An 11,196-nucleotide genomic window follows, 5' to 3' on the forward strand; every position below is an offset into this window, starting at 1 on the left:
CAATTAGTCTGCACTCGTCATTCATCCGATGATCGAACACAAGGAGCCGCGATGCGTGTCGCTCTGTTCCTGACCTGCGTCAACGACACGCTCTATCCGGACACCGGCCGCGCCGTGGTGAGACTGCTCACCAGACTCGGCGTCGAGGTCGACTTCCCGATGGCCCAGACGTGTTGCGGACAGGCGCACTACAACACCGGGTACCGGCACGAGGCCGAGCCGCTGGCCCGTCGCTTCGCCGACGTGTTCGCGCACTACGACGCGATCGTGACGCCCTCGGGCTCCTGCGGCGCGATGGTGCGGGAGCTGTATCCGCGGATGGGTGAGCGGGCGCGCGCCGAGGGGCGCGGGGACGCGCTCGCGGCCGTACTGGCGCCGGTGGTGCCGAAGACGTACGAGCTGACGGAGTTCCTGGTGGACGTGCTCGGGGTGACCGACGTGGGGGCGTACTACCCGCACACGGTGACCTACCACCCGACCTGCCACGGGCTGCGGAGCCTCGGCCTGGGCGACCGGCCGCGGCGGCTGCTGGAGGCGGTGAAGGGGCTGGAGCTGGTGGAGCTGCCGGGCGCGGAGGAGTGCTGCGGCTTCGGCGGCACCTTCGCCGTGAAGAACTCCGACGTGTCGGCGGCGATGGGCGCCGACAAGGTGCGCAACGCGGAGTCGACCGGCGCGGAGGTGCTGTGCGCGGCCGACAACTCCTGTCTGATGCACATCGGCGGGACGATGACGCGGCTGCGCACGGGCATGCGTCCGGTGCACATCGCGGAGATCCTGGCGAGCACCGAGGAGGCGGTGGCCGCATGAGCGGGACCTTCGTGGGGATGCCGGCCTTTCCGCGGGCGGCGCGGGAGGCGGTGGGCAACACCACGCTGCGCGGCAACCTGCGCCACGCCACCCACACCATCCGGGACAAGCGGGCCCGCGCGGTCGCCGAACTGGAGGACTGGGCGGCGCTGCGCGAGGCCGGGAAGCAGATCAAGGACCACACGCTGCGCCACCTCGACCGGTATCTGGTGCAGGTGGAGGATGCGGTCACGGCCGCCGGCGGCACCGTGCACTGGGCCGCCGACGCGGACGAGGCCAACGAGATCGTCGCCCGCCTGGTCGAGGCGACCGGCGAGAGCGAGGTCGTCAAGGTCAAGTCGATGGCGACGCAGGAGATCGCTCTCAACGAGGCGCTGGAGGCCCGCGGCATCCACGCCTACGAGACCGACCTCGCCGAGCTGATCGTGCAGTTGGGCAAGGACCGGCCCTCGCACATCCTGGTGCCGGCCATCCACCGCAACCGGGGCGAGATCCGGGACATCTTCCGCTCCGAGATGAGCGAGTGGGGCCGCCCGGCGCCCGAGGGGCTGACCGACACGCCCGCGGAGCTCGCGGAGGCGGCCCGGCTGCATCTGCGGGAGAAGTTCCTGCGGGCCAAGGTCGGCATCTCCGGCGCCAACTTCGTCGTGGCCGAGACCGGCACCCTCGTGGTCGTGGAGTCCGAGGGCAACGGGCGGATGTGCCTCACCCTGCCCGAGACGCTGATCTCGGTCGTCGGCATCGAGAAGATCGTGCCGAGGTGGCAGGACCTGGAGGTGTTCCTGCAGACCCTCCCCCGCTCCTCCACCGCCGAACGCATGAACCCGTACACGTCCATGTGGACCGGCACCACCGACGAGGACGGCCCGCGCGCCTTCCATCTGGTCCTGCTGGACAACGGCCGCACCGACACCCTCGCCGACGAGGTCGGCCGCCAGGCGCTGCGCTGCATCCGCTGCTCGGCCTGCCTGAACGTGTGCCCGGTGTACGAGCGGGCCGGCGGCCACGCCTACGGCTCGGTGTACCCGGGCCCGATCGGCGCCATCCTCAGCCCCCAGCTGCGGGGCACCGGCAGCGAGATCGACGCGTCCCTGCCGTACGCGTCCTCGCTGTGCGGGGCCTGCTACGAGGTGTGCCCGGTCGCCATCGACATCCCCGAGGTGCTGGTGCACCTGCGGGAGCGGGTGGTGCAGGGCGGGCCGGCGGTCCGGGGCGGCAACCGGGTCGTGCTGAAGCCCGCCAAGGGGCATGCCGCCGAGCGGGCGGCGATGCGGGCGGCGCAGTGGGCGTTCACGCACCCGGGCGCGCTGCGCACGGGGCAGCGGCTGGCCTCGCGCACCCGTCGGCTGCATCCGCGCACGCTGCCCGGTCCCGGCCGGGCGTGGAGCGGCAGCCGGGACCTCCCGGCGGTGCCCGCGGAGCCGTTCCGGGACTGGTGGCAGCGCACGCGCGGTGGGAAGGGCGGAGCGAAGTGAGCAGCAGGGAACGCATCCTGGGCCGGGTCCGGCGCGCGCTGGCGGACGTGCCGGACGACGCCGGGCCCTACGAGGAGGCCGTCGCCCGGGACTATCTGCGCGAGCACGGGCGGCGGTCGGTGCCGGAGACGGTGGACCTCCTCGCCGAGAACCTGGCGGACTACCGGGCCCTCGTGCACCGGTGCGCGGACGGGCAGCTGTCCGAGTTGCTGGCCCGTCTCCTGTCCGCGCACGGTTCGCGGACCGTGGTGGTACCTCCCGGGTTGCCGGCGCAGTGGCTGACGGCCGTCGAGGCGTCCGTCGTCCAGGACCTGGCGTCGAGTACGGCACCGGAACTCGACGAGGTCGACAGCGTGGTCACCGCTTGCGCCGTCGCCGTCGCGGAGACCGGCACGATCGTCCTGGACGGCTCCCCCGACCAGGGGCGGCGGCGCATCACCCTCGTCCCCGACCACCACATCTGCGTGGTGCGGGTACCCGGCCAGGTCGTGTCGTCGGTGCCCGAGGCCCTGGAACGCCTCGACCCGGTGCGGCCGTTGACGTGGATCTCCGGGCCCTCCGCCACCAGCGACATCGAGCTGGACCGGGTCGAGGGGGTGCACGGCCCGCGCACCCTGGAGGTGGTCCTGCTGGGCGACTCGTAGCGCGGCGGGTGTCGCTGGGTACACCCCCCGATACGGGTTCTGCACCCAGTGTGGCCCGGGACCACTCTCCGTAACGTCTTCCACGAGGCACCGCACAGGGCGTGCCACACGGAAGGTGATCGAGATGTTTCGCTCCGGCGCACGAGGCAATCACGACCCGGGCCCCGCCCCCGAGGCCCTCCGGCTCGTCAAGGTGACCCGGACGTACGGCTCGGCGGAGAACGCCGTGACCGCCCTGGACGGGGTGACGCTGAGTCTGGGACGCGGCACGTTCACCGCGGTGATGGGACCCTCCGGTTCGGGCAAGTCCACGCTGCTCCAGTGCGCGGCGGGCCTCGACCGGCCGGACGGCGGCATCGTGTGCGTGGACGGCAAGGAGCTGACGGGCGGCGGCGAGGCGGAGCTGACCAGGTTCCGGCGCGGCCGGGTCGGGTTCGTGTTCCAGCAGTACAACCTGCTGGAGACGCTGACCGCCGCGCAGAACACGGTGCTGCCGCTCAAGCTGGCCGGACGGCGCGTCGACCGCGGGCGGGCGCGGGAGATCCTGACGTCGGTCGGTCTCGGGGACCGGCTCGGACACCGGCCCGACCAGCTCTCCGGCGGTCAGCGGCAGCGGGTGGCGATCGCGCGGGCGCTGGTCACCGAACCGCGGGTGATCTTCGCGGACGAGCCGACGGGAGCGCTGGACACGGGCAGCGCCCGGCAGGTGCTGCTGCTCCTCCAGGAGGCGGTGCGGGTGCACGGGCGGACCGTGGTGATGGTGACGCACGACCCGCTCGCCGCCTCGTACGCCGACTCGGTGGTCTTCCTCGCCGACGGCCGGCTGGCGGGGCGGATGGACGCGCCGACCCCGGAGGCGGTCGCGGAGCGCCTCGCACACCTGGGCGACGACGTGCCGGCGGGGGTGTGAGCGATGTTCGTACTGGCTCTCCGCTCGATCCGGCGCCGTCCCGGGCGGTCCCTGGCGACGCTGCTGTCCGCCTTCCTGGGGGCGGCGGTCGTCATGACGTTCAACTCGATGCACGACACCGCCGGACAGGGCGGCGTCGACCCGGTCAGCTCGGAGACGCTGGGCACGGCGGCGGGGGTCGTCGGCGGGTACGGCACCCTGCTGGTGTTCTTCGCGGTGGCCTCGACGCTGACGGTCAACGTGCGGCAGCGCACCGGCGAGCTGGAGCTGCTGCGCTGCTCGGGGGCGACACCGGCGCAGATCAAGCGGATGGTCGTCGGCGAGGCGGTGGCCGTGGCCCTGGTGGGCTCGGCGCTGGCGGTCGGCCCGGCGACGCTCGGCGGGCGGGTGCTGCTGGACCTGTTCCAGGACAGCGGCCAGGTGGCGCGGTCCGTGGACTACGCCTTCGGCCCCGTCGCGCTGCTCAGCGGGGTGAGCCTCACCCTGCTGGCGTCCGCGGGCGCCGCGTTCCGGGCGGTACGGCGCCTGACGCGGGGCCGTCGGGAGCGGGCCCGGGCGAAGCGGTTCCTGGCCTGTGCGGCGCTGGCCGTCGGAGCCGCGGGTGCCTGCTCCACCTTCCTGTTCTCGGCGACGGACGAGGCGCTGATGGCGGCGCCGGCCAACGGGGCCATCCTGCTGTCGGCCGGTTTCGCGCTGCTGTCGCCACGGCTGCTGAAGGGCGTGCTGAACCGGTTGCCGCTGAGCGGTGCGAGCGGCTGGCTGGCCGTGCGCAATCTGCGCGAGCGCACGGAGCATCTGGCCGGGATCCTCGTGTCGTTGATCACGTTCACCGCCGTGTCGACGGCGACGCTCACGATGCAGGCCGTGGAGAGCAACGCGGTGAGGGCCTCCGGTCTGGTGAAGTCGGTCGACGCCAAGAACCTGGAGACGCTCAACCTCACGGTGGTCGGCGTCATCGCGGTGTTCGTCTGCGTGATGCTGGTCAACTCGCTGTACGCGGCGACGACGTACCGCTCGCGTGAATTCGGTCAGCAGCGGCTGGCGGGGGCGACGCCGGGGCAGGTGCTGGGCGTGGTGGCCGCCGAGGGCGTGATCCTCACGGTGACGGGGATCTTCTTCGGCACCGTGGCCGCGCTGGCCGGTGTGGTGCCGTTCACGGTGGTGCGCACCGACGCGGTGCTGCCGGACCAGTTCCTCGGGGTGTGGCTCGCGATGGTGGCGGTCTCCGCGGCGGCGACGCTGGGGACGAGCCTGGGCACGGCCCGGCGGGTGCTGCGCACCCCGGCGGTGGGCGCGGTGACGCTCGCCGCCTGAGCGGCACGGGCAAGAGGGTGGGGGCGACCGCCGCGGCGGTCGCCCCCACCCCCCTTTTTCCGCTGTCTGCCGGACGTCCGGCTAGTCGGCCTTGGCGTACTCCTTCGCCATGCTGCCGGCGAAGTCGTACACGACGCACTGGGCGTCGCCGACGACCCAGGCGTCGTGGCCGGGCGAACAGACGAAGACGTCGCCGGGACCCACCTCGCTCTCGGTGCCGTCGTCCATGCGGACGTGCATGCGTCCCTCGACCACATAGCAGTTGTGGTGGATCATGCAGCTGTCGGTGCCGGCGATCGGCGCCACGGACTCCGACCAGCGCCACCCGGGTTCGAAGGTGGCGACGGCGAAGTCGAGTCCTTCCATGTGCACGGCCTCGATGTGCCCACGGGGGAAATCGCGCCGCTCGTCCGGCTTGTCGAGCGTCTTTGCCTCCAGCATGACGCTGCTCCTTTCCCTGGCCCCACCACTCCATCGTCCGCCTGTCAACTCGACACCGCCATCCGGGGGAGGCGGGCCGTCAGCGGGGCGCGGCGCAGAGTTCGGCGAAGCGGGCGGCGTCCACGTTGCCGCCGGACAGGATGACGCCGACGCGGTGGGGCAGGGCGTCGATCCGGCCGCTCAGGAGGGCGGCCAGCGGGGTGGCGCCGCTGGGTTCGAGGACGGTCTTCAGCCGTTCGAAGGCGAACCGCATCGCGTCCCGGATCTCGTCGTCGGACACCACCACGACCGAGTCCAGCAGCCGCCGGTTGAGGGAGAACGTCAGCTCGCCGGGGGTGGGCAGCGCCTGTCCGTCGGCGATGGTGCGCGGGACCGGCACCGTCACGCGTCGGCCCGCCGCCAGGGAGCGCCGGGTGTCGTCACCGGCCTCCGGCTCGACGCCGATCACCCGGGTGCCGGGGTGCAGTCCCTTGACGGCGGTGGCGCTCCCGGCGATCAGTCCGCCGCCGCCGACCGGTGCGAGCAGGGCGTCCAGGGCGCCCGTCTCCTGGACCAGTTCGAGGGCCGCGGTGCCCTGGCCCGCGATGACGTGCGGGTGCTCGTAGGGCGGGATCAGGGTCAGTCCCCGGTCGGCGGCCAGGGCCTCGGCGAGGGCCACGCGGTCGCCGGTGTAGCGGTCGTAGGTGACGATCTCGGCGCCGTAGCCCTCGGTGGCCTCCCGTTTGGAGGGCGGGGCGTCCTCGGGCATGACGATCACCGCGGTGGTGCCCAGCTCGCGTGCCGCCAGGGCGACCGCCTGGGCGTGGTTGCCCGAGGAGTAGGCGGCGATCCCCCGGGCCAGCTGCTCCGGGGTGAGGCGGGAGGCCGCGTTGTAGGCGCCGCGGAACTTGAAGGCGCCGACCCGCTGGAGGTTCTCGCACTTGAGGAAGACCTCGGCACCCACGAGGGCGTCCAGGGTGCGCGAGCGCAGGACCGGGGTGCGGTGCGCGACGCCCTCGATGCGGGCGGCGGCGGAGCGCACGTCGTCGAGGGTGACCGGCGGTGCGGTGGTCGTCACGGGTGTCCTCAGGGGGTGTCGGCGGCCGGGCCGGTCGCGGCGCGGGCCTGGGAGAGGTAGTGGTAGGCGGAGGCGCGGGAGATGCCGAGCCGGGCGGCGACGTGCTCGACCGAGCGGCGTACGGCGAAGACGCCGCGCCCGTCCAGGTCGCGGAAGAGTTCGAGCCGCCGCTCCCGGTCCAGCGCGGCCCAGCTGGTGTCCCGGCGCAGCGGATGGGCGTCCACGATGGCGTCGACCACGGCGTCGATGTCGTCGCCGAAGGTGGTCGCCGGGACGTCGGCGGGGGTGCGCGCGGTCCCGGCGAGGGCGCCGAGGAGGGCGTGGGCCCGGTCGACGGCGGTGACGTCCAGGTTGACGCACAGGGCGCCGAAGACGGCGCCCGTGGAGTCGCGCAGCACCATCGTGGAGGACTTGAGCAGGGTGCCGTCGGTGGTGCGCGTGACGTAGTTCAACTCGTCGCGGGCCTCGTCGCCGCGGGCCAGCAGGCGCATGCCGATCTCGCTCATCGCCCCGCCCACCGTCCGCCCGGTCACCGATCCGGCGACGGCCACGACCGAGTGCTCGGGCTGACGGTAGTCGTGCAGCACGGCCTCGCAGACCTGTCCGAACGTGGCGGCGATCCCGTCCACGACGGGACGAAGCGCCGCGAGCACGGCGTCGCGTTCGGCCTCCGGCGCGGGCTCGCTCATCCGGGTCTCCAGTCTGGGGCGTCGAGAGGTCCCAGACTACACGTCCAGCCCATGGACAGGCAGTCCAAGCAGCCGGCGCCCGGCCGGATGCCGTTCGACTGCCCGATCGGGCTACGGGCGCGGGTTGACGCGCCGCCAGGCGGGCCGGGAGTCCGTGCCCCGGCGGCCGGCCGCGGCGGCACAGCGGGGGCAGACCCGGCGAACCGCGTCGGCCGCGCCGCCGGACTCGGGCAGCACGTCGCTCCAGAGGACCGCCGGGAACCGGTAGAGCCGCGAGCGGTGGAGCGAGAGACCGCACACGGTCTCGTTCCTGCCCTGCTCCCAGGCGTGCACCTCACCGGCGGGCAGCCGGCGGTTGTCGTCCTCGTCCCACCAGCGGCCGGAGGCCGCCACGTCGTAGCGCCGTGTCCTGGCCATGGCTGCCGGGTGCCCGCGGGGACGGCGCCCACACGCGCGTACCTCCTCCTGTGTGATCACTCCGCAAGCCCTGCCCGTTTAAGGAGTTTTGTCTGCTTAGCATGCGGGGTCCGCGCATCGCCCCGTTGTACGAGAGGACACCAGATGGCGCCCACGGGCCGTCCCAGCGCACTGGCCGAACACGCCTTCTCCCCGCACGACGCCGTGATGGGCGCCGCCGTCCGGCACCTCGGCCGTCGGCGCTTCCTCACCGTGACCGCGGCCGCCGCCGCGCTCGCCTTCTCCACCAACCTGCCGGCCCGCGGCGCGGTCGCCGCCCCCGAACGCGCCGCCCGGATCAGCAAGGACCCCTTCACCCTCGGCGTCGCCTCCGGCGACCCGCTGCCCGACTCGGTGCTGCTGTGGACCAGGCTGGCGCCCGAACCGTTCCTGGAGGACGGCGGGATGGGCACCGAGCGGGTGACGGTCGAGTGGGAGGTGGCCCTCGACGAGTACTTCGCCGGTGTCCTGTTCCGGGGCACCGCCGACGCCCACGCCGAGTACAACCACAGCGTCCACGTCGACGTGAAGGGTCTGACGCCCGGGACCGTCTACTACTACCGCTTCCGCGCCGGTACCTGGCTCAGCCCGGCGGGCCGCACCCGCACCGCCCCGGCGGCGGGCAGCGCCACCTCGTCGCTGAAGCTCGCGGCTCTCGCCTGCCAGGCCTACATGGACGGCTACTACACCGTGCTGCGCCACGTCTCCCAGGACGACGTGGACGTGGTCTTCCACCTCGGCGACTACCTGTACGAGTACGCGGTGAACTCCGAGGGCGGGGAGCGCCGCTACACCGACGTCACGCTGCCCGACGTGTTCAACCGCGAGACGATGACCCTCGCCGACTACCGGCTGCGCTACTCGCTGTACAAGACCGACGAGGACCTGCGGGCCGCGCACGCCGCGCACCCGTTCGTCGTCGCCTGGGACGACCACGAGACCGAGAACAACTACGCGGGCAGCACCCCGGAGAACGACATCCCCCCTTCGGAGTTCCTGCTGCGCCGCGCCGCCGCCTACCGCGCGTACTGGGAGAACCAGCCGCTGCGCGCCGCCCAGCTGCCCCAGGGTCCGGACGCCCGGCTGTACCGCCGGCTGCACTGGGGCACGCTCGCCCAGTTCGACATCCTGGACACCCGCCAGTACCGCTCCGACCAGGCCTACGACGACCGGCCGCACGCCCCCGGGGCCGAGTCGGACGATCCGGCGCGCACCATCACCGGCGCCGAGCAGGAGCAGTGGCTGCTCGACGGCTGGAAGGGCTCGACCGCGCTGTGGAACGTGATGCCCCAACAGGTGTGCTTCTCCCAGCGCAAGTTCGACGTGACCGCCGACGCCGCGCTGTCCATGGACGCCTGGGACGGCTACCGCGCCTCGCGCGACCGGGTGGTCGCCGGGGCGAAGGCCGCCGGGATCGACAACTGGCTGATCCTCACCGGCGACGTGCACGTGGGCTACGCCCTCGACGTCAAGGAGGACTTCGACGACCCGGCGTCCGCCACCGTGGGCACCGAGGTCACCTGCACCTCGGTGGCCAGCGGCCGGGACGGCGTGGAGAAGCCCGCCAACTGGGACCTGTACATGCGGGCGAACCCGCACATGAAGTTCTACAACGGCAAGCGCGGCTACGTCCGGGCCGAACTCGGCCGCCAGGCCACCCACCTCGACTTCAGGACGGTCCCCGCCATCAGCGCGCCCGGCGCCGCCGTGACCACGGCAGCGTCCTTCGTCACCGAGGCGGGCGAACCGGGGCTGAAGCCCGCCTGATCCGGCCCGCCCGGTGGGAGGCGTCCGCGTACTGCACATGGCACCCACGGCGTCCCCCATAGCGCGAAACAGTCCGGGCCCGGGCATCGCCGGGGATCTTTGCGGCAAGGCCTGTGACTTCGTCGCAGGCGCACCGTGTCCCGCGGTCGCCCACCGAACACCGCTGTCTCGCACAGCGTCCGAAGGAGGCACATCGCATGGTCGGCAGACATGCCGCGCGCAGCCGCCGCGCAGCCCTCACCGCGCTCGGCGCCCTGGTCCTGACCGCACTCCCCTCGGCCGCGTCGGCCGCACCGCCGCCCGCCCCCGGGCCGCGGCCCGCCGTGGCCCGGACACCCGACACGGCCAACGCGCCGGCGCGCATGCTGAGCGCGATGGAGCGCGACCTGAAGCTGGCGCCCGGGCAGGCGGAGGCCCGGCTGGCCAACGAGGCGGAGGCGGGCACCCGCGCGGGCATGCTGCGCAACACGCTGGGCGACCGCTTCGCCGGTGCCTGGGTGAGCGGGGCGACCTCCGCCGAGCTGACCATCGCCACCACCGACGCCGCGGACACCGCGGCCATCGAGGCGCAGGGCGCCAAGGCGGCCGTCGTCGGCAGGAACCTCGCGGAGCTGCGCGCGGTCAAGGAGAAGCTGGACGCCGCCGCCGTCCGCACCCGGACCCGGCAAACGCCGGTCTGGTACGTCGACGTGAGGACCAACCGGGTCACCGTCCAGGCCACCGCCCAGTCGGCCGCGGCCGCCTTCGTCCGGGCCGCCGGCGTGCCGGCCGAGGACGTCGGCGTCCGGGTCTCGCCGGACCAGCCTCGGGTCCTGGAGGACCTGGTCGGCGGCGACGCCTACTACATCAACGACCAGGCCCGCTGCTCCATCGGCTTCTCCGTCACCAAGGACGACCAGCAGGGCTTCGCCACCGCCGGGCACTGCGGCGAACCGGGCGCCACCACCACCGGCTTCAACGAGGCCGACCAGGGCACCTTCCAGGCCTCCACGTTCCCCGGCAAGGACATGGCCTGGGTGGGCGTCAACTCCGGTTGGACCGCCACGCCGGACGTCAAGGCGCAGAACGGCGAGAAGATCCAGCTCGCCGGGTCGGTGGAGGCGCTCGTGGGCGCCTCGGTGTGCCGTTCCGGCTCGACCACCGGATGGCACTGCGGCACGATCCAGCAGCACGACACGAGTGTCACCTACCCGGAGGGCACCGTCGACGGGCTGACCGAGACGACGGTGTGCGCCGAACCCGGCGACTCCGGCGGCCCCTTCGTGTCGGGCACCCAGGCGCAGGGCACCACGTCCGGCGGCTCCGGCGACTGCACCAACGGCGGGACCACCTTCTACCAGCCGGTCAATCCGCTGCTCAGCGACTTCGGCCTCACCCTGAAGACGACCTCCGCCGCGACCCAGACGCCCGCGCCGCAGGACAACGCGGCGGGGGACGCGTGGACCGCGGGGCGGGTCTACGAGGTCGGCACCACCGTGTCCTTCGACGGTGTGCGCTACCGGTGCCTGCAGAGCCACCAGGCGCAGGGCGCCGGTTCACCGGCGAGCACGCCGGCCCTGTGGCAGCGGGTCTGACGTACCGCCGTCCGGCGCGGGGCCGCTCGAAGCGGTCCCGCGCCGCTCCGTGTCCCGGCGTA

Annotated in this window: 11 protein-coding genes; 7 read left to right on the forward strand and 4 right to left on the reverse strand. The window is 73.2% G+C overall.

The genetic code is table 11. The features are described 5' to 3' along the window. Positions 1-51: 51 nt before the first annotated feature. From IE94_RS0118880 to IE94_RS0118900, 5 genes are all read left to right on the forward strand, one after another. Entirely contained in the window at positions 52-807 is a 756-nt protein-coding gene (locus IE94_RS0118880) for a (Fe-S)-binding protein (protein ID WP_030185691.1), read from the forward strand. Further along, positions 804-2,282, forward strand: a complete 1,479-nt coding sequence (locus tag IE94_RS0118885; protein WP_030185693.1) for a lactate utilization protein B — start codon at positions 804-806, stop codon at positions 2,280-2,282. Before IE94_RS0118880 ends, IE94_RS0118885 begins: the two co-directional genes overlap by 4 nt. Further along, positions 2,279-2,926 (forward strand): LutC/YkgG family protein, encoded by a 648-nt coding sequence (locus IE94_RS0118890; protein ID WP_030185695.1) that lies wholly within the window; start codon positions 2,279-2,281, stop codon positions 2,924-2,926. Before IE94_RS0118885 ends, IE94_RS0118890 begins: the two co-directional genes overlap by 4 nt. Before the next feature lie 124 nt (positions 2,927-3,050). Further along, complete coding sequence (locus tag IE94_RS0118895) at positions 3,051-3,836, forward strand: ABC transporter ATP-binding protein (RefSeq protein ID WP_030185698.1); 786 nt, start codon at positions 3,051-3,053, stop codon at positions 3,834-3,836. Positions 3,837-3,839: 3 nt separating this feature from the next. Next, positions 3,840-5,150: an ABC transporter permease gene (locus IE94_RS0118900; RefSeq protein ID WP_030185700.1), complete on the forward strand. Its 1,311-nt coding sequence runs from the start codon at positions 3,840-3,842 to the stop codon at positions 5,148-5,150. Between the two features lie 81 nt (positions 5,151-5,231). On the opposite strand, the gene IE94_RS0118905 is transcribed toward IE94_RS0118900, so the two are convergent. From IE94_RS0118905 to IE94_RS0118920, 4 genes are all read right to left on the reverse strand, one after another. Beyond that, on the reverse strand, positions 5,232-5,591 hold the full coding sequence (locus IE94_RS0118905) for a cupin domain-containing protein (protein WP_003978039.1): 360 nt from the start codon (positions 5,589-5,591) through the stop codon (positions 5,232-5,234). A 79-nt stretch (positions 5,592-5,670) separates the two neighbouring features. Next, positions 5,671-6,648, reverse strand: coding sequence for a pyridoxal-phosphate dependent enzyme (locus tag IE94_RS0118910; protein WP_030185704.1), 978 nt, complete (start codon positions 6,646-6,648; stop codon positions 5,671-5,673). An 8-nt stretch (positions 6,649-6,656) separates the two neighbouring features. Continuing rightward, positions 6,657-7,337: a helix-turn-helix transcriptional regulator gene (locus tag IE94_RS0118915; RefSeq protein WP_030185706.1), complete on the reverse strand. Its 681-nt coding sequence runs from the start codon at positions 7,335-7,337 to the stop codon at positions 6,657-6,659. Positions 7,338-7,448: 111 nt separating this feature from the next. Next, the gene (locus IE94_RS0118920; protein WP_030185708.1) at positions 7,449-7,754 is read right to left on the reverse strand and encodes a hypothetical protein; all 306 of its coding nucleotides are present in this window, start codon (positions 7,752-7,754) and stop codon (positions 7,449-7,451) included. 144 nt (positions 7,755-7,898) lie between these two features. Between IE94_RS0118920 and IE94_RS0118925 the strand changes: the two genes are divergently transcribed. Together IE94_RS0118925 and IE94_RS0118930 are read left to right on the forward strand one after the other, a co-directional pair. Next, positions 7,899-9,560: an alkaline phosphatase D family protein gene (locus IE94_RS0118925; RefSeq protein ID WP_030185711.1), complete on the forward strand. Its 1,662-nt coding sequence runs from the start codon at positions 7,899-7,901 to the stop codon at positions 9,558-9,560. Positions 9,561-9,757: 197 nt separating this feature from the next. Beyond that, positions 9,758-11,134, forward strand: coding sequence for an alpha-lytic protease prodomain-containing protein (locus IE94_RS0118930; protein ID WP_030185713.1), 1,377 nt, complete (start codon positions 9,758-9,760; stop codon positions 11,132-11,134). Positions 11,135-11,196 lie beyond the last annotated feature (62 nt).

The sequence above is a fragment of the Streptomyces violaceorubidus genome, assembly GCF_000717995.1.
Classification (GTDB): Bacteria; Actinomycetota; Actinomycetes; order Streptomycetales; family Streptomycetaceae; genus Streptomyces; species Streptomyces violaceorubidus.

Bases quoted from the DNA above. Each gene is read 5' to 3' on its own strand.
- IE94_RS0118915 (WP_030185706.1), bottom strand. From the start codon at position 7,337: ATGAGCGAGCCCGCGCCGGAGGCCGAACGCGACGCCGTGCTCGCGGCG.
- IE94_RS0118905 (WP_003978039.1), bottom strand. From the start codon at position 5,591: ATGCTGGAGGCAAAGACGCTCGACAAGCCGGACGAGCGGCGCGATTTC.
- IE94_RS0118920 (WP_030185708.1), bottom strand. From the start codon at position 7,754: ATGGCCAGGACACGGCGCTACGACGTGGCGGCCTCCGGCCGCTGGTGG.
- IE94_RS0118930 (WP_030185713.1), top strand. From the start codon at position 9,758: ATGGTCGGCAGACATGCCGCGCGCAGCCGCCGCGCAGCCCTCACCGCG.
- IE94_RS0118925 (WP_030185711.1), top strand. From the start codon at position 7,899: ATGGCGCCCACGGGCCGTCCCAGCGCACTGGCCGAACACGCCTTCTCC.
- IE94_RS0118895 (WP_030185698.1), top strand. From the start codon at position 3,051: ATGTTTCGCTCCGGCGCACGAGGCAATCACGACCCGGGCCCCGCCCCC.
- IE94_RS0118900 (WP_030185700.1), top strand. From the start codon at position 3,840: ATGTTCGTACTGGCTCTCCGCTCGATCCGGCGCCGTCCCGGGCGGTCC.
- IE94_RS0118880 (WP_030185691.1), top strand. From the start codon at position 52: ATGCGTGTCGCTCTGTTCCTGACCTGCGTCAACGACACGCTCTATCCG.
- IE94_RS0118885 (WP_030185693.1), top strand. From the start codon at position 804: ATGAGCGGGACCTTCGTGGGGATGCCGGCCTTTCCGCGGGCGGCGCGG.